This is a genomic window from Parabacteroides sp. AT13, from assembly GCF_002272965.1.
Lineage (GTDB): Bacteria > Bacteroidota > Bacteroidia > Bacteroidales > Tannerellaceae > Parabacteroides > Parabacteroides distasonis.
On the sequence record NZ_NQMH01000001.1, the window covers coordinates 60648 to 86622 of the forward strand.

Consider the following 25975-nt stretch of genomic DNA (forward strand, 5'->3'; position numbering starts at 1 on the left):
TAATTACAAAAATGGAAAAGATAGACATTAGCCAAAGTGTAAAGACACTTGAGTTCGGGAGCAAATATGAAGCCCGTATCCAGCGGATATTCCGTGAGTTCGACATCAAGACCATCCGGGATTTGTGCCAATGGCCCGGAAAGGACTTGGTAAGGGTACGCGACATGGGAAGAAAAAGCATTGAGGAAATAGAGGATGTTCTGGAAAGATACAATCTCCGGTTGGGGATGCTCGGTAAGGAACTGGACGAATACGCCGGCATAGAAAATTCCGTACAGGACGAGGAAGAAGAGGCGAAGTGGGAACAACGCAGGTACGAGATCGCCAAGGAGGTATTCATACATCACCGTCTGGTGGCAAATTCCGCCGTATATGAGGCCGACGGACTGATACGTGCACTAAGAGGCATGACGCACCGTTGACGGATATCTGTTTTTAACCGGAGAGGAATCCATGATGAAACGGCTGTCACTTATCCTTATACTCCTGTCGCTCGCCGTTGTGCAGCAGGTCCACGCGCAGTATTACAGCGTGAACTACGACGCACGCACGGTGGCGGCAATGGCTACCGCTTTCGGTACGGAAGCCGTGGCGGAAAGCTATTACCGGGAGCAGGTCGATGACATTCTCAAGCACTACAATGCGGCGGAAGTGGCTACGGCGGGGATTTTTGCCTCCAAGTTCTTGGAGCATAAAGCCTTTTCCGACCTCGGTATCTGGAATAGCAGTACAGAAAATTACTACTACCGCCGCATTTACCGCATGGTCTCGGAGAAAATCATGCCGAAGATATGGGTGGTGGCGAAACTGATGCTCCGCTCGCCTCAAACGGCTATCTACTGGGGCAGCTACCTGATGAAAATCTGCGACGAGACGAAAAGTCTGTGTATGCAGTTCGAGAGTGTGGTGACGAACAGCACGCTGGGCTTTTCGGACATCGTGTTTCTGGAAATCAACCGAAACATCGCCCCTCTGCTGAAACTCTCGGAAGTGGGCGACATCGACTGGCAACGTATGTTGGACGATCTCGCCAGCGTGCCGGGTAACTTTACGAAAGAGAACCTGCAACACGACATCGACAACCTCTACAACATGGGTGTCGGTCTCGCCTCGGCTGGTATCGGAAATATCGGTGACGTCCTGCTGCAGACCAGTTCTTTCCATGATCTGATGGGCGGCAGGGTCAGCAAGGTCATCGACCTGTATGACCATTACGGTGCGCTCTTCGAGCAGGCGGAACATGACCTCGGAGGTCTGCTGATTGATATGGTGGGCGGAGAGGACAACGTGGCGGGACTGTTCGATTTCAGCAACTACGACCTTACCTCGTGGATGACAGATTATCTGGACAAGACAGCGGGAAACTACTACACGCAACGGTGGTATATCGCCCGTCGCGAGCAAGGGAGTATCGCCCTGTGCGATTACTACCCGCCGACGGACGACAACAGCATATTGAACGGCAGAGAGTGGACACGTTTCGAGACGACCGATCCCGGCTTCTATCCCAATGCCTCGCAACGGGAGCAGGTTCTCGCCAATTCGGAACGGTACGCCGGTTGGTCGAGAAGCCGGGTTCAGCTGCTCAACAGTCAGAACGACGGCTATACCTACACCATCGACTACTGGCAGAACGGTTACATCATCAGTCGGGGCGGCAAACAGACGAAGAAAGCCTATGCCTATGAAATCCATGTGAAGAAAAGCTGGAACCGGGAGGAAATCATTTACGAGGAGGTGTTCGATTCCTATTCGATGGACCTGAACACGTTCAAGGCGCAACTCAATGCCCGCCTCTTGGAGTTCAACGACAACGAGGAGGGTTATACTTACTATATCGCATCCGATGCGCGGAACTACTATCAGGCGACGGACGCTGCGAAGTTGCAGGGCTGCGAGAGCGTGACCATCAGCGTAACCTGCTCGGACGGGGCTACGCTTGGTCAGGGCACGACGCAGTACAAGTGCAGAAAGTGCGGCAAATCCCTGAACGCCCATTCAAAGGAGTGTGCCATGCAGACCACGGTTACGGAGAACGAATTGGACTTGTCCGAGTTGGACGCCATGCTGCAGGAGGCGGAGAACCAGGTGGCCGCCCTTCAGTCGCAAATCAATGCGTTGGAGAATGAGAATGCCGACCTGCTGAAAAAAATCGCCGAGGCGAGCGTGGAAGATGCGGCGGTGTACCGACAGCAGTACAATGCGAACAAAACACAGATAGACCGCCTGAAAAGCGAGCTGTCCGAATGGCAGAAGAAACAACGGGAATACACCGACGCAAAAGCCGAGGCGGCGGGCGATAACGATGTGGCAACGGACGACTATTACCGCATACCGGCCATCATGCAGGACTGTAAGACGGCTTACAGCCTGTCATGGCAGGACGGCGGGGCGTGGAACGGCTACACCTATGTCCGTAAGGCGACCATGCCGAACATCAACGGGGTCATCACGTTCAAGGCGACGGTCTCGATAGCCCGCAAACCGAAATATTTCCTCGGTATCAAGATACACCGTGCCATCGTGCAGATCAGTTGGGAACTGACCACGGAATATACCGACACGTATGTAGCCGACGTGCTGACACTCGACCCGAACCTGTCGGACGCGGAGAAAACGAAACTGGTGAACGACCGTATTGCGGAGATTGCACGGGAACACCCTTCGTGCAAGATCACGACGGAATACGCCCGTACCCCGCCATTGGAAGAGACTCCGACCGGGGAGGTGTACCATCTGCTGTGGTCGAGCGACCGGCTCGAAATCGCACGGGAAGTGGATTCCCGGATTACAAAAATATATGCAGACCTCGTGTCGCTGGAAAAGATGATGCACTATAAGCGGAGCATCATCGACGTGCTGAAGGATGTGCTGCCCGAACTGGACATGGACGAGGGACGCAGGCTGACGCTCGTGGAGGAATGCCACGAACGTTGGGTGGAGAATGCGCGAAACCTGCGGAACGGAAACGGCAAAGACAGCGGAAAGGAGGTGCGGCCATGAAACGTGCCCTGCTGATGACAGTCGTGCTGCTGGTTCTCCTGCCCGGCATCGCCAAGGCGCAATGGACCTTCGACATCGTGTCAGTGGAAGCCTACATCAACGACCACAAGAAACAGCGGAGCCTGCTGCTGGCCCGCAGTACGCTGGAATACAGCAACAAGCTGCTGCACGAATACAGCCGCAAGGAGATCGGCGAGTACAAGGAACTGAATGTGGACTTGGATCGCTACACCCGTGCCTTCGATGTCATCGACGTGATGTACCAGTCCTTGCGGACGGTACTGAACGTGAAAAGCACTTATACGGCGGTCAGCGACCGTATCGGCGATTACAAGAAACTGTTGGAGGACTTCAACGAGAGAATCGTGAAACGGGGACGCATCGACCCCGGCGATGCCGTGATACTGGCCATCAACGAAAAGGCAATACGGGACATCGCCAATGACGGGGAGCAGCTCTACAAGTCGGTGAGCGACCTTGTGCTGTATGCCACCGGGGCGGCGGCCTGCTCGACCTCCGACCTGCTGCTGGTACTGGAAGCGGTGAACACGTCGCTGGACGACATCGAGCGACACCTGAACCGGGCGTATATCGAGACATGGCGGTACATACAGGTGCGTATCGGTTACTGGAAAGCGAAGATTTACCGTCCCAAGGTCAAGGAGATTATCGACGGAGCTTTCGGACGATGGCGCAAAGCGGGACGGCTGGATTATTAATGAACGATGAAAGGGAAAGAAGACAGACTATCTACAGGTTGGAGTTTGACTTCCATGCCATCGACATCGGGAAATAAAAACAGAGAAAGAATTTTTAGTACGAACAAGCCTATTGGGATTATAACCAAGGGATAAAGAGACATTTAGATTGATGCAATGGAAAAGATTGTTTTTGCAAAAGACATTACGTTATATAAAGCCGACTGTCTTGAAGTAATGCCTTTTCTTCCGGAATCAAGTATCGACTTGGTTTTATGTGATCCCCCCTTTGGAATCACAGCTTCACAGTGGGATAAAATAATACCATTCCCGGAAATGTGGAAAGAGATCAGGAGAGTCAGGAAAGAAAATGCACCTACGGTCTTATTTGGCAGCGAACCGTTCAGCAGCCTTCTACGCTGCGGTAATTTAGAGGAATTTAAATATGACTGGGTTTGGGAAAAGTCAAAAGCAAGCAATTTTCTTCTCGCTAAAAAACAACCTCTAAAAGCACATGAGCTAATAAGTGTCTTTGGTAAAGGTAGAATCCCTTATTATCCCATCATGGAGGAAGGTGAGCCTTACGGGAATCGCACGAAGAGAGGAAGCAATTGGACAGGAATAAACAATGTCCCCAATCCTACATTCAGAAATGAAAACAAAGGGACAAGGTATCCACGAAGTGTGATATACTTCAAAACAGCGGAATCGGAAGGCAAAACGATTCATGTCAACCAAAAGCCGATTGCATTATTGCAGTATCTGATAAGAACATACACAAAGGAAGGAGATACTGTCCTTGATTTTGCATCGGGGAGCATGAGCACCGCAATTGCCTGTATCTATACGCATAGAAAATGTATTTGCATTGAAAAAGACGAGACGCATTTCTCGCAGGGAGAGAAACGAGTCAGGAATGAGTACCAATATTTACGGCTTTGAAGCAGGCCCTCAAAGTATGACTATACGATATAAATAACTGTAAAATAATGAATAACCGGAAATTAATATGAACAGAACTCTCTTACTCATGGCGGTTGCAGCAGTTGCAACGAGCGGTGTCAAGGCGCAGTCGGTTACTTACAACCATGACTCGCCGAAACAGAACCAGATTACGGTCATGGAAACCGGTACGGGCGCTCTGTCGCCCGAACTTTACTACACGCTGCTGCATAACAAGTACAAGAAGTCGGCGGCAAGCAAGAACAAACTGTCGTTCCGCACGCTGGCGGGTGTCAATCTCTACAATCAGACAGATGAAGCGGAAGCCATTGACTCGGCTCTGGTCAAACGTGCCGAAATCGAGGCGCTGAACGTGGCCGACCGGCAGATTGACCTCGCATGGCTGGCCGAGGGCGATAAGATAAACGCTCAAATGGAGCGGTTTCAGCGCAACATAGACCGGATTCTCCTTGCCGGGGGCACGACGGACGACAAGGAGCGGTGGACGGAATACTATCATGTGTACCAGTGTGCCATCGACGCAACGAAGGACGCTTATATGCCCAATGCGCAACGAAAGAAAGAATACCTGCGGATCTACGAAGACGTGGTACGGCAGAACGAGATTCTGGTCGGCTACCTTGCCCGAAGACAGAACGCCACGGCCACGGACGGATTGCTGAACGTAACCGCCGACCGAACCTTGGACAAAAGCAGCGTCGTCAGAAACGCCATGAGCCGCTGGAACGAATCGCGCCTTGCGGTGCGAGGTTCACAGTCGGACGGCGGCATTGGAACGGGTGACGGAGACGAGACGGTAAACAGAGGGAACTAAAAGCATATAACCTATGGCAGACGGAAATATTCTTTCGGATTTCGGTATCGACCTCTTGGAAGAGGAGATCGACGACGTGATTTTTCAGACCAACGAGTTCCTGACCGACGCGACCTTTACCGGCTCGCAAGGTCCATTTTGGTGGATATTGCAGATGTGCATGGCGCTGGCCGCCCTGTTCGCTATCGTCATGGCGGCAGGCATGGCGTACAAAATGATGGTCAAGCACGAGCCTTTGGACGTGATGAAGCTCTTCAGACCGCTGGCCGTGTCGCTCATTCTCTGCTGGTGGTATCCTCCGGCAGACACGGGCATGGCAAACAGCGGGAGCAACTGGTGCTTTTTAGATTTCCTCTCCTATATCCCGAACTGCGTCGGTTCGTACACACATGACCTGTACGAGGCCGAAGCCTCGCAAATCTCGGACAAGTTCGAGAAAGTGCAGGAGTTGATTTACGTGCGCGACACGATGTACACTGCCCTGCAGGCACAAGCCGATGTCGCCCACACGGGTACGTCCGATCCCAACCTTATCGAGGCAACGATGGAACAAACTGGCGTGGACGAGGTTACGAACATGGAGAAGGATGCAGCGAAGCTGTGGTTCACGTCGCTGACATCGGGTGTCATCGTGGGAATAGACAAAATCATCATACTTATCGCCTTGGTGGTGTTCCGTATCGGTTGGTGGGCGACGATTTACTGCCAGCAAATTCTTTTGGGAATGCTCACCATTTTCGGACCTATCCAGTGGGCGTTTTCGCTCCTGCCCAAATGGGAAGGCGCATGGGCGAAGTGGCTCACGAGGTATCTGACGGTGCATTTCTACGGGGCGATGCTCTACTTCGTGGGCTTCTACGTACTGCTGCTGTTCGACATCGTGCTCTGCATACAGGTGGAGAACCTGACGGCGATAACGACAAGCGAGCAGACGATGGCAGCTTACCTGCAAAACTCCTTCTTCTCGGCGGGCTATCTGATGGCGGCAAGCATCGTGGCCCTAAAATGCCTGAACCTCGTCCCCGACCTTGCGGCATGGATGATACCGGAGGGTGACACGGCGTTCTCAACCCGAAACTTCGGCGAGGGCGTGGCGCAGCAGGCTAAAATGACGGCAACAGGCGCAATGGGTACGGTAATGAGATAACAAAGTAACGATAAATATTCAAACAAAATGGTCATCAAGAATTTAGAGAACAAAATCAAACTGGTCGGAATTATTTGCACCGCCTTTCTTGTGGGCTGCGTCATCATCAGCGTGTCGAGTATCTGGACGGCCCGCACGATGGTTACGGACGCTCAAAAGAAAGTGTATGTGCTGGACGGCAACGTGCCCATACTGGTACGCCGCACGACAATGGAGGAAACGCTCGACGTGGAAGCCAAGAGCCATGTCGAAATGTTCCACCACTACTTCTTTACCCTTGCTCCCGACGACAAGTACATCCGCTACACGATGGAGAAAGCGATGTACTTAGTGGACGAAACGGGCTTGGCGCAGTACAATACGCTCAAGGAGAAAGGCTTCTATTCCAACATCTTGGGAACGAGTGCCGTCTTTTCGATTTTCTGCGACAGTATCACCTTCAACAAGGAGAAGATGGAGTTCACTTACTACGGGCGGCAGCGTATCGAACGGCGCAGCAATATCCTGATGCGCGAACTGGTTACGGCGGGACAGCTCAAGCGTGTACCCCGGACGGAGAACAACCCGCACGGGCTGCTCATCGTGAACTGGCGCACGCTGCTGAACAAGGACATCGAGCAAAAGACAAAAAGCAACTATTAACTCTACCAGCCCTATGAATATCAAAGGATTCAGACGTATGCTGTTCGGCGAGAAGATGCCGGACAAAAACGACCCGAAATACAAGGAGCGCTACGAACGCGACGTGGATGCCGGGCGACGCTTCGCCAAAGCGACACGTATCGACAAGGCAGTGGCCAAAGTACAGGGTTTCGCCAACGCCCACCGGACGCTGTTTCTCGTCATCGTATTCGGCTTCGCCATCTGCGGGCTGACATGGAATATTTACCGCCTGACGGTGGTGTACTGCCATCATCCAGTCCGCCGAACGGCCACGGAAATGCAGGATTCCGTGCTCCGGGAACGGCATAAGATGCTTTCCGTACCGCATGTACGAAGATTCGATACGAAGGAAAGCGGTACGGAAAGGCCGGAATAGAACGGCAGGCTTATGAATATGCCGTTTGAGAGAACTATAAGCAAGTATGTGCAACTCAATTAAAGGGAAACAATGAACAATATCTTCAAGAGAATCAATTTCAGGCAGCCGAAGTATATGCTTCCGGCTATCCTCTATATCCCCCTTCTCGGCACGTCGTACTTCATTTTCGACCTGTTCCATACCGAGAAGGCCGAGGTACAGGACAAGACACTCCAGACGACCGAGTTCCTGAATCCCGAATTGCCGGACGCCCAAATCAAGGGCGGCGACGGTATCGGCAGCAAGTATGAGAACATGGCCAAATCATGGGGCAAGATACAAGATTATTCCGCTGTGGACAACATCGAGCGGGACGAACCGGACGATAACCAAGAGGAATATGAATCGCAATACACCGAAGAGGATATCGCCCTGCTTGACCGGCAGGAAAAGGAGAAAGATCTGGCAGCGGAAGCGGCCGATGCCAAGAGGCGGGAGCAGGAAGCTCTCGCAGAACTGGAAAAAGCACTCGCCGAAGCGAGGTTGAGAGGACAACGGGAGGTCATGCCGTCCGCAACGGACAGCACCGCAACGGTGGCTCCGCCGGACACGATGACGCAGACCAAGGGAACCATCGACGAGGAAAGCCGTTCGGTCAAAGCTCCTGCGGAGACGGACAAGGCAAGCGAGGTGGTGAAGAAGGTAAAGACGACTTCGGACTACTTCAACACACTGGCGAAAGATGCACGGGAACCGAAACTCATCAAGGCGATCATCGACGAAAACATCAAGGCCGTGGACGGCTCGCGTGTGCGGCTGCGCCTGCTGGACGACATCGAAATCAACGAGAGCGTGGTCAGGCGTGGTACTTACCTGTATGCCACAGTCAGCGGTTTCTCTTCCGGACGTGTAAAAGGAAGCATCAACAGCATATTGGTGGAGGACGAACTGGTCAAGGTCAGCTTGTCAATCTACGATACGGACGGGCTGGAAGGACTTTACGTACCCATCAGCCAATTCCGCGAGACAAGCAAGGACGTGGCGAGCAGTGCCATGTCGGGCAGCATGAACATGAATACCAGCGGATACGGTAACAGCCTCGCCCAATGGGGTATGCAGGCGGTGAACAATGCCTACCAGAAAACGAGTAACGCCATCAGCAAGGCCATCAAGAAAAACAAGGTGAAGCTGAAATACGGGACGTTTGTGTATCTGGTGAACGGACGGGAAAACAGGAACTAAAAGGTCAGTGACAATGGAAACAGATATATCAAAACTTCATAAGGGAACGGACGGCTTCTATTACGAAGACTACATCGCTCCCGATAAGCCCGAAACATTCGTTGGGAAGCTCGTAAGTACCGAATGGTGGCACAAAGGGGTACGATTCGCCCTGATATGCAACTTTCAGGCAGTGGACGGGCGGAGGATTGCCTTATTCGCCTTCCAGAAGCATACCGGTTTTTACGGGCCGAGAGACGGTGCGGTCAATTTCAAACATGTGGAGAAGAATACCCTCTGGGAGTGTGAAATCCGGAAAACCCGGACGGAACGCTGTACCTGGATGAGCGCCCGGCAAATTGTAGAACCGAAAACAGACGCAATATGATAGAGACGGATCGCATTTACCTTATGGACTGCATGGAGGGCATGAAACAGATAGCGGATGGTAGCGTGGACGCCATAATCGCCGACCTACCTTACGGGGTGTTAAATCGCAGCAATCCGTCGGTGAACTGGGACCGCCAGATACCGTTAGCAGCCTTGTGGGAGCAATACCGGCGGATTACCAAGCCGGACAGCCCCATTATCCTGTTCGGGCAGGGGCTTTTCTCCGCATGGCTCATGCTGTCGCAACCCCGGCTATGGCGGTACAACCTCGTGTGGCAGAAAGATCGGGTGACGGGACATCTCAATGCCAAACGTATGCCGCTCCGGCAGCACGAGGATATTCTGGTATTCTATAAAAAACAGCCGGCCTATCATCCGCAGATGACACCGTGTCCTCCGGAACGGAGAAATCACGGGAGGCGTAAAACGGAGGGATTTACCAACCGTTGTTACGGAACGATGAAACTCTCACCGGTACGCATAGCCGATGACAAATATCCGACCTCGGTCATCTTCATGCCGAAGGAACACAAGAAAGGCGCGTTCTACCACCCGACACAAAAGCCCGTGGCGTTGATGGAGTACCTGATACGGACCTACACCGACGAAGGCGATGTTGTACTGGATAACTGTATCGGGTCAGGCACAACCGCCGTGGCCGCTATCCGCACGGGACGGCACTACATCGGATTTGAAATCGAACAGGCGTACTGCGAGATTGCCGAGCGGCAGATTCAGGAGGAACTGGAATGCAGGAACAAGGTACAAGAGGAAAAAGAGATAAGGGAAGAAAAACAAAATCAATAAATCAATGACATGGACAAAAAAGGAATCGTAACGGCATTTCTTCTGGCGGCAGGGCTGCTGGGAACGCCGAATGTACAGGCACAACGAACCTACGAGGAGATGGAACAACTTACGGTAAATGAACAGGTAACGACGGTCATCACGGCCTCGGAACCGGTACGCTTCGTGGACATCTCCACAGATAAGATTGTCGGCGACCAACCGATAGACAATATCGTCCGCCTGAAACCGAAAGAGGGCGGACACGAGGACGGCGAGGTGCTGGCCATCGTGACTATCGTAACGGAACGCTACCGCACGCAGTATGCGCTGCTCTACACCACACGGGTGCGGGAGGCGGTAACTGACAAGGAAATCCAGTTGCAGGAACGGAACGCCTATCACAACCCGGCGGTCTCGATGTCCACCGTGGATATGACACGCTTCGCCCGGCGTATCTGGAACTCGCCCGCGAAGATCCGCAACGTCGCCACCAAGGCACATCGCATGACCATGCGGCTGAACAACATCTACTCCGTGGGTGAGTATTTCTTCATCGACTTCTCGATAGAGAACCGGACGAACATCCGCTTCGACATCGACGAGATACGGGTGAAGCTGGCAGACAAGAAACTGACCAAGGCGACCAACGCACAGGTCATCGAACTGACCCCGGCACTGGTGCTGGAGGCGGGCAAGACGTTCCGGCACGGCTACCGGAATGTGGTCGTGGTCAAGAAAATGACGTTCCCGAACGACAAGGTGCTGACCATCGAGATGACGGAGAAACAAATCAGCGGGCGTAACATCAGCCTGAATATCGACTATGAGGACGTGCTGTCAGCCGATTCGTTCAGCGCGGCATTGCTGGAGGAGGAATGACGATGAAAAAGACGATTATCCTGACGATTGCCTGCATGTGCCTCGCCGTAGGAGCGTATGCACAGCGAGGCAGCGGCCGCCTCTCACTCGGTGCGGGGCTGCTGTACAAGAACGGGCTGGACGTGACGCTGGCCTACGAACACGAGATGAACTACCGCCATGCGTGGGAGTTCTTTGCCAACGGCTACCTGCAATGGGCAGAGTGCGAATCCTGCAAACATGTATGCCCGAAATCTTTCTGGCGGAACTACCGCACCTACAGCTTCGGCGTGGCTTACAAACCCTGCGTCACGAGGGGACGCAACCATTACGGAAGCCTCCGAATCGGGGCTTCGGGCGGAAGCGACACGAAGAAGTTCCTTGCAGGACTGCATTTCGGCTACGAGCACAACTATGTGTTGCGGGCGGGCTGGACGCTATACTGGCAAGTCAAGGGAGACGTAATGATAAAGGGGGCCGACGTGCTGCGTACAGGGGTTGCCCTCGGCATTAAACTACCTATAAAATAAGGGAAAGATGAAACAGAACATTATCAGAAAAACGTGCCAGGTAGTGCCGGTTCTCCTCATAACCGGGGCGTTGGCTGCCTGCGACGCACATATAGAAGAATCCGAAGAAACAAAATATCCCGTACACGTCCTCTGTGTGGACGGGACAGTAATACCGTACAGTGAGTACGAACAATCCAAGGAACAGGCGATTGCCGTCGTCTTCCATATCGGCTCCGACGGGGAAACGGAAGGAAACGGCTATGCCGTCTATCTGTGGGATATGACGCCGAAAGCTTTTGCCGACAGCCTTGGTGTCGAGCAGGGTACGTCAGCAGACATCACGGCATACGACGGGAATGAGAACACGTTCGCCTTGTATGAAACAGAAGAGACAGCCTCGCCGATGGCTGAAGCCGTTTTTGCCCTGTGGAAATACGGGCAGAGCGCCTATGTTCCCTCGGTGGCTCAGATGCGCCTGCTGTATGCGGCACGTGGCATTATCAATCCGGTCATCGAGAAATGCGGCGGAGACCCGCTTCCGACCGAAGCCGACGAGTGCTGGTACTGGACATCGACGGAGGTGGAAGGACAGCAGACGGTCAAAGCATGGCTCTACTCGACAGCCAGCGGAGCCATGCAGGAAACGCCCAAGACGCAGGCGCATAAAGTGCGTCCCATTATAACCATCAACAACTGAATTTATGATTATGAACGGAATTAAAGATTTCAATGCACCACAATATGTGGATATAGTACATCCGGACAAAGGATTTTTCGGGTATCTGTTGAGATGCAAATGTCCTAAGCAAGAGGACGTTTCCGGTAATTACATATTCCTCGATGATGGAATAGACTGCTACGAGAGGTTTCCTTCCGCAAAGAACCGCAGGGAAGAAATCCGGACGGAATGGAACGGCCGTATCAGCCGTTACCATGATATTTTCCAAGGGCAGCTCTACTATGTCAATGAAGAATTGATTGAAGGTTTCATTGATTTCATGACTTGTGGCTCTAACGATGCTGTCCGGATTTTCCTTGAGAAGTTTACAGCGGAAGTACGGGCTTCTGCAATATATGACGCTTTAAGGCTTAAACCTCTATATGCAGTTTCCCATGTCTGCCAGCTTACTGCTGATAACCGTATGCAATGGCCTCATATCCATGTTCTCTGGGGCATTAAAAAGAATTGACATAGCAATGGAAGAGAGCAAGGAATTACAGGGATTTTACCGGATATTCCGTGCGGTGGTATATGTCTCCGTACTGATGGAGTTTTTCGAGTATGCCATCGACCCGGCTATGCTGGACCACTGGGGCGGCATACTCTGCGACATTCACGGACGTATCAAGCAGTGGACCATCTATAACGACGGAAACCTCGTGTACAGTAAGGTCGCCACGGTGCTACTCATCTGCATTACATGTATAGGCACCAGAGCCAAGAAACATTTGGAGTTCAACGCCCGGCGGCAGGTCTTGTACCCACTCATAAGCGGTTTTGTTCTGTTAGTGCTGTCCGTATGGCTGTTCGGTTATCCGATGGAGGCACGACTTTATACGCTGCCGCTGAATATTATCTTCTATATGACAACTTCCCTCGTGGGGGTTATCCTCGTGCATGTCGCACTGGACAACATCTCCAAGTTCCTCAAGGAGGGACTGATGAAGGACCGCTTCAACTTCGAGAACGAGAGTTTCGAGCAGTGCGAGGAACTGATAGAGACCCCGTACAGCGTGAATATCCCTATGCGATATTACTACAAGGGCAAATTTCGTAAAGGCTGGACCAACATAACCAACTGTTTCCGTGGAACGTGGGTAGTCGGAACACCGGGGTCGGGTAAGACATTCAGTATCATCGAGCCGTTTATCCGGCAGCACTCGGCCAAGGGATTCGCAATGGTGGTCTATGACTATAAGTTCCCGACTCTGGCTACGAAGCTGTACTACCACTACAAGAAAAACCAGAAACTCGGCAAGCTGCCCCAAGGCTGCCAGTTCAACATGATTAATTTCGTGGACGTGGAGTACAGCCGCCGGGTAAATCCCATTCAGGCGAAATACATCAACAACCTCGCTGCGGCCAGCGAGACGGCGGAGACGCTGTTGGAGAGCCTGCAAAAAGGCAAGAAAGAGGGAGGCGGTGGCAGCGACCAGTTCTTCCAGACCTCGGCTGTGAACTTCCTCGCCGCCTGCATCTATTTCTTCGTGAACTACGAGCGCGAGCCTTATGATGTCAAAGGAAACAAACTGTACGCAGAGAAACGGCAAGACCCTGAAACGAAATTCTGGAAGCCAACGGGTGTGGTGCGGGACAAAGAGGGCGGAGAAATCGTTGAACCTGCCTACTGGCTGGGAAAATACTCGGACATGCCGCATATCCTGTCGTTCCTGAATGAGAGTTACCAAACCATTTTCGAGGTACTGGAGACCGACAACGAGGTAGCCCCATTGCTCGGTCCGTTCCAGACGGCTTTCAAAAACAAGGCAATGGAGCAGCTGGAAGGTATGATAGGTACGCTGCGTGTCTATACCTCGCGCTTGGCGACCAAAGAGAGTTACTGGATATTCCATCGTGACGGCGACGACTTCGACCTGAAGGTGAGCGACCCGAAGAATCCGAGTTACCTGCTGATAGCGAACGACCCGGAGATGGAGAGCATTATCGGGGCACTGAACGCCCTTATTTTGAACCGTCTCGTTACCCGCGTAAATACCGGGCAGGGCAAGAACATCCCCGTGAGCATTATCGTGGACGAGCTGCCGACACTTTATTTCCACAAGATAGACCGCCTGATCGGTACGGCACGAAGCAACAAGGTGAGCGTGACGCTCGGTTTCCAAGAGCTGCCGCAGCTCGAAGCGGATTACGGAAAGGTGGGTATGCAAAAAATCATCACGACGGTGGGCAATGTGGTGAGCGGTTCAGCCCGTGCCAAGGAGACGCTGGAATGGCTGTCAAGCGACATATTCGGCAAGGTGGTGCAAATCAAAAAGGGTGTCACGATAGACCGGGACAAAACTTCCATCAACCTGAATGAAAACATGGACAGCCTCGTACCCGCCTCGAAAATCTCGGATATGCCGACGGGCTGGATATGCGGTCAGACGGCACGGGACTTCATCCAAACAAAAACCGGTATAGGAGGTTCGATGAACGTACAGGAATCGGAGGAGTTCAAGACCTCGAAGTTCTTCTGCAAAACGGATTTCGACATGAAGGAAATCAAGAAGGAGGAAGCTGCGTATGTACCACTGCCGAAGTTCTACACGTTCAAGTCGAGGGAGGAACGGGAACGCATTCTTTACCGGAATTTCGTGAATGTGGGAATAGAGGTGAAAGAAATGATAAAGGACGTGCTGAACAAAAGGGGTGCGAAATAGAAAGTCGGCTTCCGTTATGGAAAGAAGCAAAACGCCTGCAATGATTCCGTGATTATTGCAGGCGTTTCGGTGTTTCCTATCTATTTTTCACACTTCCGAGGACTGTTCCCGACATTCGTCCATCAAGAACTGTTCTAATTGCTGACGGTTTGGCAACTGTAACTGGTATGTCGAAACAAAAAGATGATTATCCATACTGCCAAGGGCGTATTCCACCATCTTCTTTCCTTTGTGTGTACAAAGCAAAATACCGACCGGAGGATTGTCGCCCGGCTGCATTTCATTCTCGGCATAATAGCTGACATAGGCATTCAGCTGTCCTATGTGTTCATGGCGGAACTCGTCATTTTTTAATTCCACAATGACATTGCAATGAAGCAACCGGTTGTAGAAAACGAGATCCGCAAAATAATATTCTCCGTCTATGATGATGCGTTTCTGACGCGCCTCGAAACAGAAGCCTTTCCCAAGTTCCAGCAAGAACTCCTGCAAGTGTCCGAGCAGGGCTTCTTCAATATCGCTTTCCGTAACGACATCTTTGGCTTGGAGACCGAGAAACTCAAACGTATAGGGGTCGCGTATCTGCAAAAGCGGGGTGTGTCGCTCTGCCTTGCTGTCTGCAAGCATCATCGCTTTCATCTTATCCTCCGACAGTCCGATGCGAATGTGAAGGTTGGAAACAATCTGACGGCGTAATTCACGCACACTCCATGTTCCCCGAATACATTCCGTTTCATAGAAAAAACGTACCAACGGGTCTTCTATCGTAAGCAACTCCCTGATATGCGAAAAGGAAAGTGCAGAAACCAAATTCTCAGGGGGTGTATTGAACTGTTCAGAAAGCTTGCCTGCATTTTTCTTATTAACAGCGAAAGAGTCAATTTCCGGCAATTTGTGCGACACTGTCGCATAAATTTCTGATAACGGCAATTTATGCAACGCCGTCGCATGATTTGCGGAAACCAGTGTACCGATATGCGGATAATCTCTATAAAACAATCGTGAAAGTTGGAAAAGGGTGACATTCAGGCCCTTTTGCCCGATACGTTTTTCCAGACTTTTCAGCAGATTGTCCCCGTACTTGGCCCGGTCGCTGCCATTTTGTTCGTATTCAACAATATAACATCCGATTATCCAATTGCGTAACGTGGTTGCCTGATTGATGGTTTTAACCGCCACCCCACGCATTGAATCATCGACGGTTATAATCTTTTGAGCCAACTGCTCAAAGGATATGCTTTGTATTGAATTTGCTAATTGTTCCATATCTGACTGTAAATCGGAAACAAATATAGGAAAAATACAGGAGACACCGGTCGTTTGTTGCTGTTGAATTGATAATAACGGCATTAAAATGTATAGAGGGAGGGTGCACGAACCCGACGCTTGCACTCTGACCGATGGTGATTACCTGAAACGAGTCAAATCAAGTCATGGGATAATATTTGCCGCCTATCATAGACAGCAGCTGCTTGCGTTGTTTACCCTCCGAGTTCTTATACCCGATGTGCATCCACGACGGTACTCCCTGACTGTTTTCTTTCTCGGAAATCAACTGGTCAAACTCTCTTACTCTAAGAAAACCACGACAGAAACTCTTGAATTCCATCATATTGCCGTTTACGGGAATCAGGTCGAAGGCATAGCCGGAGTAATGCCCCCGTTATTACTTTGTGAACCTGCATCGCAAATATAAAGGGAGCAGGCAGTCACAGACAATCCGTTTTATGAACGACTGAAATCATTTACAAACGGCAGATTTTTATTCTTTTCTGCATTATATACAGAAAAGCCGTACCCTGTTCGTTTACCGACAAGGCACGGCTCTCGTCCCCCAAAAAGAGGAATCAGACAGTGACAACAGTTACATATAAATTCTGTCGCTCCTGTTCACAGAATTTATCATACTTGGCTTTGTCCGTACCGCTTTCGATAGCCCTGTCGATGACACCGCCCAGTTCATCGAAACAAACCTCGTTGTTCACACATTCCACGTCCATTCCCTTCACAAGATAAACCTTGTAATAGTCCGAACCATTGAGCACGACGATGACATATCCCGCGTGCAGTCGTCCGTTTACCTTGATTCGGAGTGCCGGCAAATCCCTGTATAGAGTGGCGGCAAATTCTTCGATACTCCATGACATGAGGACGGTCATGGGGGTTAACGCTACTAACTGTTCCTTAATGATCTGTGCAACCTGCATTACATATTCTTTTTCCATAACTCTAAGTTTGTAAGTTTATAAATTATTATTCCATGATTCACTCGAACCAGTCCGGGTTATCCTTTTTGAGTTCGGCTACCAGCTCGTTTTCGGGCAGTTGAAGGGTTCTCTCATCGGTAAAGAAGAAAACTTCGTCATAAATGCTTTCGGCTTCTTTACTGGCGAAACCTTCGTTTTCGTCATTGAAACTACCGGGCTGCAGAGCATCCAGCAGGGTGGTCGGGGCAATCAGCAGTTCTTCGCCATCGTTGGCTTCCACAATACGGCATACATAGCTCTTGCCGCCAAATTGAATTTCATTTGTTTTCATATTATCCTCCTTATTTTAATGGTATATTACGTCCGTGTTCATTGAGGTACTCCATGATGCGCTTCGCTTCCTCGTGCGAGGCTTGGTTTCGTTCGTCATAGTGCCGCGTTTCGTCCGCCATGACCTTGATACACGCCTTAATCAGGCGATACAGGCTTTGCTGAAGCGTGGGGTGCATGTCGGGGATTGCCGCTGCGAACCGTTCGGGGTTGAAACTGAAACTGTTTACCGCCATTTCCCAGTCTTTGGCGAGGCGATATTCTTTGCTTTCTTTAATGTCCATATTCTTGAATTTTAATAGTTCTCGTTGCATATTTTGTCAAGTTCCCTAATTATGGGTGTCACCTCTTTGCCTGTAAGCCTTTCTATGTCATACAGCAAATGCTCCAAGCGGTCATACGCCTTTTCTCCCGCTTTTGTAAATTCTCCGGTGCTGTCGAATGCGTTACCTTCACACCCCAGTTCTTGCAATAATTCTTCTAATGTCTTCATTTGTTGAATTTTTAATGATTGTTTTTCTTTCCCTCTGCTCGGCTTCCTTGTTACCGGAGCCGCTTCGGGTTTTATGGTGCTTTCCGGGGCTGGCGAAAAAGCCCTTTCCGACGTTTTTTCTTGCCAATTACGCTTCGTAGAAGGAAGAATTTGCAAGAAATGCAATTCAAAACGACGGAATCAGGCGCGACAGCCCATATTTGCACCGATAAAAACCGATGCGGTGACGGACAGGAAAGCCAGACGGAAGAGAATACGGAGACCTGAAAGTGGTAGAAAAGGACGGCTGGAAACTAAAAAAGAAAATTATATATCTATATATGGATAATTGTTGCTATATTTGCATATAAATAGTGATATATTGATATTATGGGAGCAACGAACTATACCACAAACAGCGATATGCTGACGCTTCTGGCGTTGCGTGTCAAGGAGTACCGTCTGGCAGCTCGCATGAGCCAGAAGGAGCTGGCCGAACAGTCGGGCGTGAGCCAGACGACAATCAGCCATTTTGAACAAGGGGTCAGCCGTAACCTAACCTTGGCCAATTTCATCTCCCTGCTGCGTGCGCTCGGTCAGGAACAGCGGCTCGCGGAAATCCTGCCGGAACTGCCCATGCCGCCGATGGCACTTCGGGAAATTGAGAAACTGATACCTAAACGAGTTAGGAGGGGCAAGAAATGATAGAAAGTCTCGATGTAATCCTATGGGATAAAAAGGTCGGCACGCTTGTCGCCAACCGGGAAGGACACCGCAGCAAAGCCTGTTTCTACTTCGACAGCGATTATGTCCGCAACGGCTATGATATCGCCCCGCTCCGTGCGCCGGTAAAAGGGGTTGCCGCACAGCGCGGCCTGCCGGTCTATCCCGATGAAGAGCGGCTTTTCGGCGGCCTGCCGTCGTTCATAGCCGATTCACTGCCCGACCATTGGGGAAACACCGTGTTCAACGAATGGGCCAAAGTGCATCATATCCGTATGAGGGACTTGTCCGCCCTCGACCGTCTCGCCTATATCGGACGGCGTGGCATGGGGGCATTGGAGTTCGTCCCGCCCACTGCCGAGGAACTGGAGACACCGTTCAAGGTCGAGATCGCCGATCTCTACCAACTGGCCCGGCAGGCTTTCGAGGAAGCCGGACGGTTCAACGTCCCGGTATCGGGCAACCTGATGGTCGAAAGCCTGTTCAAGGTGGGTACGTCCGCAGGAGGGCGACGGCCCAAGGCAGTGGTCAACGTCAATTTCGAGGAGGGACAATGTTACTCCGGACAGGTGGCGACCCCTTATCCGGGCTACACGCCGATGATCGTCAAGTTCGACGAACACCAGAAGATGCCGACGACACGGATAGAATACAGCTATTACCTGATGGCTGTGGATGCCGAGCTTCAGATGATGCCGAGCCGCCTGCTTGAAGGCGAGCAGACAGCGCACTTCCTGACCGAGCGTTTCGACCGCCAGAACGGCAAGAAGGTGCATATCCAGACATTGGCTGCCATGAACCCCTCGGCGGATTCTTACGAAGCACTGTTCGAGGCAGCTTGCCGTATCGGCGTGCCGCCGGGGGAACTCCGGCAACTGTTCCGCTCGATGGTGCTGAACGTTCTGGGCGGGAACGTCGATGACCATAACAAGAATTTCAGCTTCCTGATGGACGACGACGGGCATTGGCACGTTGCTCCGGCCTATGACTACACGTTCTCGGTCGATCCGGACGCACCGTATTACGTCAACCGCCACAGCATGACAGTCAACAACAAGACGGAGGGCATTACTGCGGAGGATTTGCTGGAAGTAGCCCGCCGGTATGGTATAAAGGCCGCAGAGCCGTTCATAGAAAAGGCCATAGGTATCGTCTCGCATTACCCGGAATACGGCCGGGAGGCCGGTGTCGGAGAGGAATGGATAGGAACGATAGAAAAGGAAATCGCCGCACGAATAGAGTGCGTGAGCGACAACCGGGCAGACCGATTAAAATAGAGCGTGGGATTTCATGTAGGGGAAATGAGGGGGTGTGTCAAAACTAAAATGTCCCCTCCGAAAAGTTATAGATTGTAACTATGACATTTTAAAACGGTCGTATTAAGCTCTGTATTGAGTAATGATACGACCCTTTTTTAGCCTTTGAGGGTACTCAAATTTCAAATTCTAAGTTCATAGCTTCAAAAATTGAGTTTTGACACACTCTCTTGTCATTGTCATTCCGCCCCTTTCTTGCTTAGGAGGGTCAACTGGTCGGGACGGTCGGGAAACCAATAGGCGTCGCTGTCAAGATACACACATCTGTCACCGTTCCAAGGCTTCCTGAAAGCTAATACCTCTTGGGGGCCGAATACTACTCCATAATCGTTTGTAAATGCCACTATGTCGCCTACAGCCAAATCGTCCTCCGTATCCATGACTTCGGAAAGGCGATTGTAAAACTCCATGCCTTCGGCTTCACGTTCCGCTTTCCAGCGCAAAAAATCCTCTTTGTGACTTCTGCCCGTACTTATCGGTGATAATTCCGAAGGCAAAACCTCCGCTTCCGAAGTACCGGACGAAATCAGAATAATGCTGTCGTCTTCCATGTTTTCCGGTGCAGAAATCACTCGGTAAGCCCCGTCGGACAAACCGTTGTCCGGGTCATGCCAATAAAGCAGATTCCCGGTCTTGATAAAATCGTATTTTCCCATTGTCTTGTGAGTTATTGATTATTTATTTTCCTTTTTTCGATTCCTTTCCTTCGGAATCGCTTCGAGGTTTTACAGATGCAATGCACGGTCGTCGGCACGGCTTCATACGACGGCTCTTCTTGCCAATTACGCTTCACTTGGGAAGGAAGAATTTGCAAGAAGTGCACTTCAAGCCGGCGAATCAAGCGCGACGTCCGACTTTCGCATCGGATAAAACCCGTGCGGTGAGGGCCGGAAAAGTCGGATGGGAAGAACAGGCGGTTCATACCGCTACAAAAGGGAAAGAATGCAATTATAAGAGGAAATGGGCGGTGGCGGGGTATCCGGGAGGCTGACTATAAAAGGACGAAGGCGGGCGATAAAGACAAAGGAGACAGCGCACTGACTGTATTATCGGTACGCTATCTTGTACATTCAATTTTCGGAACCCGATGCTTTTCTATTCGTGGAACAATCCTTTTTCAAAAACATTCTTCTCCGAATAGCTCGATGTTCGCTTTTTGGAAAATTTGCGGGTTATGCTGATAAAGAAGCGGCAGGTTCAACATAGCCATAGGGTATTCCACGAAGCCGCTCCTGCGCTTATACTCGGAATCGGTCGCCAGTCCGTTTTTCACCAAGAACTCCATTGCTTCGGGGTAATGATTGACGTCGATAAATGTACGGTCCGGCAGACCGAGTGCGTCCATTTCCTCCAAATTAACGGAAAGCACGATATATTCGTCTTCATCTTCCACCATTACCAAGGTGAGAGCCAACCAACCATTGCGGTAAAACTCTGGTACGAGGTAATACTGTTCGCCTCTGAACTCGTATTCTTTCTGCCTGAAAGAGCTGTCCGGCTCTACGATTTCAAATTCATCTTCACCTGCGGCAAAAGCAATCATAGGGTTACTGGCATCTACATACGCTTCACCTGCTTTGTAGCACAAATACTCTCTGTTTTCGGAACGCACGATAGCAAATTGAATTTCCATAAAATTTTAACATTAATCAGTTGAACAATCTGTTTATTTTTTCCCTCCTTTCGGAAGCCTTCAGGCTTCTCCCGTCGGGATTTGATTTTTACGTGCATCAAAGATTGCCTTTCAGGGAGAAACAGGCAAGGAATTTGGGCAGAATTTTATAGTTGCGGTATTGAGCGTCCGCGAAATATGGACGATTGAAAATCGGGAAAGCTGCTGAAAAATTGTGTTCAAATAGCGTAGCGGTACTTGAATGTTCCTCCAAGGCAATACCTTTGCACCGGAAAAAGCATGTCCCGACGGGCAGAGCCGTCGGCGAAGGGATTTCCATACAAAAGGAAAACGAAGGGGTAAAAAGGGAGATCTGCCGGCGGCAGTGCTAAAAAAGACAGCCACTCCTGCGGCTATCTCCCTGTAGCGTTGCGCTATTTTTTTCCGGCCTTGCTATCCGGCTTGTCTTTCCGTTTCTTCGGAGAAAACAATCCGTTGAAACAAACCGTCGTGGCAAAGGTACGTGCCTGTGTCGCATTGCACAATCCTGCTCCGGGCATTGTTGCACCGTTGTAATGTTTGCAGTCCTTACATTTCATCATTACCTCTTTTTAGAAACCAGCAGGGCGGATTTCTCCGTCCTGCTATTGAATTATGGTCAAGCAGCAACCTCTTCGGTTTGCGTATGTTCTTCGGGTTGTACCTCTGCCGTGGGTTGTGTATTTTCCGCCTCGGCGGTTTCTTCGGGCTTTGTCTGCCGTTCCTTTGCCAACAAGGCGGCTTTGCGTTCCTCGATACGTTTATGGCGTTTCTCATACACCTCATTATATCCACTTTCAATTTCGGCGAGCGTGTCGGGCATGTGCTTACGGGCAAAATCGAGCAAGAGGGTGGCAGTAGCGTTATTGCCGTATGCGCCTTTGAAGTTGTCTATCAAGAAATCCCTGCGGATAACGGCTTTCTGCTTGGCCGTTAGGTTGGCGATGATGTTCATCTTTTCTTCGTCCTCAAGGTGTTGGTAGGCTTTTTTCTCCCCGATACCGAATACCCCGAAGTGTTCCCTGCGGAGAGACGACAGCAGGAAGAAATATATCATCTTTTCCTCGTCCTGCGTGAATTTGCTTTCGGACATATCGACGTCCAAAATCTGTTTCTTAGCGTCTGCAACGGTTTTCTCGACGGCTATTTCCTTGTTACGTTTGTCCTGCTTCTCCAGTTTTTCCACCGGGGAGAGTTGTTTTTCGGTAGCCATGTCCGCATTGGCGGCAGCACTTGCCATATAACACAGCGTAATTTCTTTCTGTCCGATACTAATATAAAACGTGAGTTCGCCCGTGTCAATTCGTTCATGGATTGACTTGCATTTTTCCATATAGTTGCTGAAATCCTGCTCGTACTCCTTGTATGCCTCCTCGTATTCCTCGATAGTGTCGTATTCTTCCTTTTCGGGAGCTACCGGCGTTTCGGGGTATGGCGTGGCATAGGTATTTAGGTGCTCGACCTCGTACCCCATAGCGGTAAGGCGTTCCACCGCAATCATGTTGTTGTTGAAATCTTGGTAGCATAGCGATACGGAGGGGTATTGTTCCACGAACTGCACGGCTTTCTCCACGAGATAGGAAGCGTTCATTTCGGCCAGACAACTCCGGTTGGCGCAATTTCCGCAACCACCCTCGCAGAACAACATCATGTTGTTGGTATTGTGGGGGCATGAGGCGCACAAGGTCTTGTCGAATGCGTAACGGCTAAGGTCTGTCGTGAAATCCCGTTCGATAAACTTTGCCACCTCGGCGGCTTTCAGTCCTCGCCAACAGTCGTACAACATGCTGTCGCTGTCTTTCAAATGTTTGTAGTACACCTCTTTTTGAATATCCGTACCGTATCGGCAAATCTCACTCGCCACGCTGATTGTAATTTCGTCCTTTTCCAAAAGTTCGGCTATTTCGGGTATCAGTGAGACGAATTTCAGACGGGTACGGATATAGTTCTCGTTCTTGCCGAACTGCTCGGCCAATGACTGCACATCATAGCGACCGCTCTCCATAAGTTTTTGGTAGGCGTTGGCTTCCTCTATGGGGGTAACGTCCTTGCGCTGCAGATTCTCCGTCACGGCCATTTCGGCGGCGGTCTCGTCCGAAACATGCAAGATGACGGCTGAAATCTCGGTCAGTTCTGCCATAAGGGCGGCACGATACCTGCGCTCTCCGAAAACAATCTCGAAGCGGTCGGTGTCCGCAATGGGGCGCACGCCGATAGGTTGCAACACTCCCTGCTGACAAATACTCTCGGCCAGTTCGGCAAGGCTCACCTCGTCAAAGTGCTTGCGTGGGTTATAACTGCTCGGCTGAATATTCATCAATGCAACCGATACGATGTTGTTCTCTACTACTGATTGAATGTTTGCTGTTTCCATAATTCATAAATTTTAATTTGTTATTACATTAGATTGTTTGATTACTATTGTCTTTATTGTGCGGTGTCAAACTCGTACTCCTGCGGATTGTCGTACCCGTCGAACACTACCCGAAAAGTGTCAAAGTCCTTTCTGCCCGCCAGTCTGACGGTATCTCTTTTCCCGATGAAATAGGGTTCATTCATTGTCCGAAACGGTGCGCCGAGCGTTATCCTATCCACCAACGTACAAACTTTGTCGGGTTGTTCGGGCATGATATAACCCAGTGCGTACTCGTTATAAACTACCAATTTGATTTTATCCATATCGCTGTCAATTTTACGTTGTTTTTTCTTTCCCTCCTTTCGGTTCCTTTCTCTGCCTGAACCGCTTTGAGGTTTTACGGATGCGGTGCACGGCTGTCGGTACAGCTTCATACGACGGCTTTTCCTGCCAATTACTCTTTCGTAGAAAGGAAGAATTTGCAGGAAATGCACTTCAAGCCGCCGTATCAAGCGCGACAGCGGACCTTTGCATCTGATAAAACACAACGGTGACGGCAGAGAATGAAGCCGGGACAGCGGTAAAGGAATCGGTAAAAAAGGGATATGCCCGTCAGGGTTAGAATAGGGATAAAACGGGCAATGTGCCTGTACTTGCGGGCAGGTAAAAAGAAAAAGATGGTAAGACTATAAAGGTGGAATGCGCCCTATGGAAAACAGCGGGCGGATAAAAAAGGACGCATGGCTACCGTCTCCGGGGTGGGCAGATGCGGCAGCCATGCCTGTTTACTGTTCGTTCTTTTCCAGATATTCTTTCATTGCCTCGTTCACGATGTCTTTCAGCGACATGTTCTTCTTGATGGCGAGGAATTTCATACGGGTATGAATGCTTTTGTTGATGACGAAGTTGCAATGAACCGCCGTTTCTTTCTCCGTGGGGGCTGCTACCGGCTGTTTTCCGCCGGTAGATTTTTTCGTGGACGACAGCAACCCGTCCAGTCCGCCCTTCATACTGTCTTTCAGTAAATCGCTCTTGCTCATATCGGGGTTATTTTAATTTCAGTACCTCTTGCGCCAGAGCCATGTAGTCCTTAGCCCCGTTGCTGTTCTTGCTGTACTCGAAGATGTTCTTGCCCTTTATGGGCGCTTCGGCCAAAGATACATTGTCCCGTATAACGGTCTTGAACACCTTGTCGCAGAATGAATCCTTGACGAGTTCGGCCACGCTCTTGTTCAGCGTCTTGCGTTTGTCAAACTGCGTAATGACGATACCGCCAATGGCGAGTTTCGGGTTCAAGCGTTCCTGGACGGTGGCAATCACGTTCATGATTTTGGCCATGCCGCGCATGGCGAGGAACTGTGCCTGTACCGGGATAATCAGGTAGTCTGCCGCAGTAAGGGCGTTCAGTGTAAGCAATCCCAGCGAGGGTGGACAGTCGATAAGGATATAATCGAATTTCCGGTGATCGAGCGATTTGGCTATTAGCCCGCTCAATATCAGTTCCCGTCCCGGCTCGTTGATGAGTTCGGCCTCGGCAGCCGAGAGATCGAGACAGGACGGTACGACGGTAACACCTCCTGCCGTTTCAACTAACGGCAAGGGGTATTTGCCTTTCATCGCCCCGTACACGGTCTGTTCCTCCTCAATGGAGAGGCCGAAGGATTCCGTGAGATTTGCCTGACCATCCATGTCGATAGCCAGCACGCGCTTTTTCTTCTGCTGCAAGGCCGCAGCCAGATTGATGGTGGTGGTCGTCTTTCCGACCCCGCCTTTATGGTTTAGAACCGCAATTATTTTTGTCATAACATATTGCCTTTAAATTCAATACAAAGATAATACTATTTTTAGTAATTACTAATTTTAGTATATACTAATTTACTACAATATATAATTTTAGTATATTAGTATTATAGTATTTACTATTATACTAAATATAGTATATACTATACAGTAAGGCAGATTTGCTCTGTACTACAGTACTTTTTAAATGCAAGAATTAAGTGTATTCTTCAGAAAAAATCCTTCGAGTACACTTTACAGATGAGTACAAAAAAACAAGAGAATCCATAGCAATTATTGTAGCAATAGATTCTCTTGTCTAATAAGGCTTGGTTTATTTA

General features: G+C 50.4%; 32 protein-coding genes. 19 read left to right on the forward strand and 13 right to left on the reverse strand.

Annotation, left to right across the window (positions count from 1 at the left end; genetic code table 11):
* Window positions 1-11 precede the first annotated feature (11 nt).
* From CI959_RS00270 to CI959_RS00345, 16 genes are all read left to right on the forward strand, one after another.
* Window positions 12-422 carry a DNA-directed RNA polymerase subunit alpha C-terminal domain-containing protein gene (locus tag CI959_RS00270; RefSeq protein WP_004289328.1) on the forward strand — a complete coding sequence of 137 codons (411 nt, stop codon included), beginning with the start codon at window positions 12-14 and terminating at the stop codon, window positions 420-422.
* 34 nt (window positions 423-456) lie between these two features.
* Window positions 457-3003: a hypothetical protein gene (locus CI959_RS00275; protein ID WP_176471226.1), complete on the forward strand. Its 2547-nt coding sequence runs from the start codon at window positions 457-459 to the stop codon at window positions 3001-3003.
* A complete protein-coding gene (locus tag CI959_RS00280) occupies window positions 3000-3722 on the forward strand; it encodes a hypothetical protein (RefSeq protein WP_004289331.1) in 723 nt (240 codons plus the stop codon). The genes CI959_RS00275 and CI959_RS00280 overlap by 4 nt, the downstream gene beginning before the upstream one ends.
* 156 nt (window positions 3723-3878) lie before the next feature.
* On the forward strand, window positions 3879-4643 hold the full coding sequence (locus tag CI959_RS00285; protein WP_005776137.1) for a site-specific DNA-methyltransferase: 765 nt from the start codon (window positions 3879-3881) through the stop codon (window positions 4641-4643).
* Between the two features lie 67 nt (window positions 4644-4710).
* Window positions 4711-5478, forward strand: coding sequence for a DUF5045 domain-containing protein (locus CI959_RS00290; RefSeq protein ID WP_005776138.1), 768 nt, complete (start codon window positions 4711-4713; stop codon window positions 5476-5478).
* A gap of 13 nt (window positions 5479-5491) precedes the next feature.
* Complete coding sequence (locus CI959_RS00295) at window positions 5492-6625, forward strand: membrane protein (protein WP_005776139.1); 1134 nt, start codon at window positions 5492-5494, stop codon at window positions 6623-6625.
* A gap of 27 nt (window positions 6626-6652) precedes the next feature.
* Window positions 6653-7267 (forward strand): conjugative transposon protein TraK, encoded by a 615-nt coding sequence (traK, locus tag CI959_RS00300; protein WP_004294450.1) that lies wholly within the window; start codon window positions 6653-6655, stop codon window positions 7265-7267.
* Window positions 7268-7280: 13 nt separating this feature from the next.
* Complete coding sequence (locus CI959_RS00305) at window positions 7281-7664, forward strand: hypothetical protein (protein WP_004289337.1); 384 nt, start codon at window positions 7281-7283, stop codon at window positions 7662-7664.
* 72 nt (window positions 7665-7736) lie between these two features.
* The gene (traM, locus tag CI959_RS00310; protein WP_004289338.1) at window positions 7737-8888 is read left to right on the forward strand and encodes a conjugative transposon protein TraM; all 1152 of its coding nucleotides are present in this window, start codon (window positions 7737-7739) and stop codon (window positions 8886-8888) included.
* 13 nt (window positions 8889-8901) lie between these two features.
* A complete protein-coding gene (locus tag CI959_RS00315; protein WP_004289339.1) occupies window positions 8902-9255 on the forward strand; it encodes a hypothetical protein in 354 nt (117 codons plus the stop codon).
* The gene (locus CI959_RS00320) at window positions 9252-10064 is read left to right on the forward strand and encodes a site-specific DNA-methyltransferase (RefSeq protein ID WP_032541331.1); all 813 of its coding nucleotides are present in this window, start codon (window positions 9252-9254) and stop codon (window positions 10062-10064) included. The genes CI959_RS00315 and CI959_RS00320 overlap by 4 nt, the downstream gene beginning before the upstream one ends.
* 9 nt (window positions 10065-10073) lie before the next feature.
* On the forward strand, window positions 10074-10925 hold the full coding sequence (gene traN, locus CI959_RS00325; RefSeq protein ID WP_005776144.1) for a conjugative transposon protein TraN: 852 nt from the start codon (window positions 10074-10076) through the stop codon (window positions 10923-10925).
* Window positions 10922-11434 (forward strand): hypothetical protein, encoded by a 513-nt coding sequence (locus CI959_RS00330; RefSeq protein WP_004289342.1) that lies wholly within the window; start codon window positions 10922-10924, stop codon window positions 11432-11434. Before traN ends, CI959_RS00330 begins: the two co-directional genes overlap by 4 nt.
* A 7-nt stretch (window positions 11435-11441) precedes the next feature.
* Complete coding sequence (locus CI959_RS00335; protein WP_004289343.1) at window positions 11442-12113, forward strand: hypothetical protein; 672 nt, start codon at window positions 11442-11444, stop codon at window positions 12111-12113.
* Window positions 12114-12117: 4 nt separating this feature from the next.
* The gene (locus CI959_RS00340; protein ID WP_004289344.1) at window positions 12118-12606 is read left to right on the forward strand and encodes a hypothetical protein; all 489 of its coding nucleotides are present in this window, start codon (window positions 12118-12120) and stop codon (window positions 12604-12606) included.
* Window positions 12607-12613: 7 nt separating this feature from the next.
* Complete coding sequence (locus CI959_RS00345) at window positions 12614-14800, forward strand: type IV secretory system conjugative DNA transfer family protein (RefSeq protein ID WP_008666805.1); 2187 nt, start codon at window positions 12614-12616, stop codon at window positions 14798-14800.
* 87 nt (window positions 14801-14887) lie between these two features.
* Here CI959_RS00345 and CI959_RS00350 read toward each other — a convergent pair whose 3' ends face one another.
* From CI959_RS00350 to CI959_RS00375, 6 genes are all read right to left on the reverse strand, one after another.
* Window positions 14888-16066 (reverse strand): YhcG family protein, encoded by a 1179-nt coding sequence (locus tag CI959_RS00350; protein WP_224200299.1) that lies wholly within the window; start codon window positions 16064-16066, stop codon window positions 14888-14890.
* 160 nt (window positions 16067-16226) lie between these two features.
* Complete coding sequence (locus tag CI959_RS21380) at window positions 16227-16412, reverse strand: hypothetical protein (RefSeq protein WP_004289347.1); 186 nt, start codon at window positions 16410-16412, stop codon at window positions 16227-16229.
* 235 nt (window positions 16413-16647) lie between these two features.
* Window positions 16648-17025, reverse strand: coding sequence for a hypothetical protein (locus tag CI959_RS00360; RefSeq protein ID WP_095231389.1), 378 nt, complete (start codon window positions 17023-17025; stop codon window positions 16648-16650).
* A gap of 40 nt (window positions 17026-17065) precedes the next feature.
* Window positions 17066-17338, reverse strand: coding sequence for a hypothetical protein (locus CI959_RS00365; protein WP_004289349.1), 273 nt, complete (start codon window positions 17336-17338; stop codon window positions 17066-17068).
* A 10-nt stretch (window positions 17339-17348) separates the two neighbouring features.
* Window positions 17349-17621, reverse strand: a complete 273-nt coding sequence (locus tag CI959_RS00370; RefSeq protein WP_008666811.1) for a hypothetical protein — start codon at window positions 17619-17621, stop codon at window positions 17349-17351.
* An 11-nt stretch (window positions 17622-17632) separates the two neighbouring features.
* Window positions 17633-17830 carry a hypothetical protein gene (locus tag CI959_RS00375; protein WP_005776149.1) on the reverse strand — a complete coding sequence of 66 codons (198 nt, stop codon included), beginning with the start codon at window positions 17828-17830 and terminating at the stop codon, window positions 17633-17635.
* 369 nt (window positions 17831-18199) lie between these two features.
* On the opposite strand from CI959_RS00375, the gene CI959_RS00385 reads away from it, so the two are divergent.
* Together CI959_RS00385 and CI959_RS00390 are read left to right on the forward strand one after the other, a co-directional pair.
* A complete protein-coding gene (locus CI959_RS00385; protein WP_004289352.1) occupies window positions 18200-18514 on the forward strand; it encodes a helix-turn-helix domain-containing protein in 315 nt (104 codons plus the stop codon).
* A complete protein-coding gene (locus tag CI959_RS00390; RefSeq protein WP_005776150.1) occupies window positions 18511-19809 on the forward strand; it encodes a type II toxin-antitoxin system HipA family toxin in 1299 nt (432 codons plus the stop codon). The genes CI959_RS00385 and CI959_RS00390 overlap by 4 nt, the downstream gene beginning before the upstream one ends.
* A gap of 218 nt (window positions 19810-20027) precedes the next feature.
* Here the strand turns inward: CI959_RS00390 and CI959_RS00395 are convergent, their stop codons facing one another.
* Window positions 20028-20504 (reverse strand): hypothetical protein, encoded by a 477-nt coding sequence (locus CI959_RS00395; protein ID WP_004289354.1) that lies wholly within the window; start codon window positions 20502-20504, stop codon window positions 20028-20030.
* Between the two features lie 137 nt (window positions 20505-20641).
* On the opposite strand from CI959_RS00395, the gene CI959_RS21385 reads away from it, so the two are divergent.
* Complete coding sequence (locus CI959_RS21385) at window positions 20642-20839, forward strand: hypothetical protein (RefSeq protein ID WP_153257584.1); 198 nt, start codon at window positions 20642-20644, stop codon at window positions 20837-20839.
* A gap of 126 nt (window positions 20840-20965) precedes the next feature.
* On the opposite strand, the gene CI959_RS00400 is transcribed toward CI959_RS21385, so the two are convergent.
* The 6 genes from CI959_RS00400 to CI959_RS00420 form a co-directional block, all read right to left on the reverse strand.
* Window positions 20966-21481, reverse strand: a complete 516-nt coding sequence (locus tag CI959_RS00400; RefSeq protein WP_004289356.1) for a DUF4313 domain-containing protein — start codon at window positions 21479-21481, stop codon at window positions 20966-20968.
* 413 nt (window positions 21482-21894) lie between these two features.
* Window positions 21895-22062, reverse strand: coding sequence for a hypothetical protein (locus CI959_RS21390; protein ID WP_004289359.1), 168 nt, complete (start codon window positions 22060-22062; stop codon window positions 21895-21897).
* Between the two features lie 56 nt (window positions 22063-22118).
* Window positions 22119-23873: a ParB/RepB/Spo0J family partition protein gene (locus CI959_RS00405; protein WP_095231390.1), complete on the reverse strand. Its 1755-nt coding sequence runs from the start codon at window positions 23871-23873 to the stop codon at window positions 22119-22121.
* 53 nt (window positions 23874-23926) lie between these two features.
* Window positions 23927-24178, reverse strand: coding sequence for a hypothetical protein (locus tag CI959_RS00410; RefSeq protein WP_007219414.1), 252 nt, complete (start codon window positions 24176-24178; stop codon window positions 23927-23929).
* A gap of 462 nt (window positions 24179-24640) precedes the next feature.
* The gene (locus CI959_RS00415; RefSeq protein WP_004289363.1) at window positions 24641-24895 is read right to left on the reverse strand and encodes a plasmid partition protein ParG; all 255 of its coding nucleotides are present in this window, start codon (window positions 24893-24895) and stop codon (window positions 24641-24643) included.
* Between the two features lie 7 nt (window positions 24896-24902).
* Window positions 24903-25658 (reverse strand): ParA family protein, encoded by a 756-nt coding sequence (locus tag CI959_RS00420; protein ID WP_004289364.1) that lies wholly within the window; start codon window positions 25656-25658, stop codon window positions 24903-24905.
* Window positions 25659-25975 lie beyond the last annotated feature (317 nt).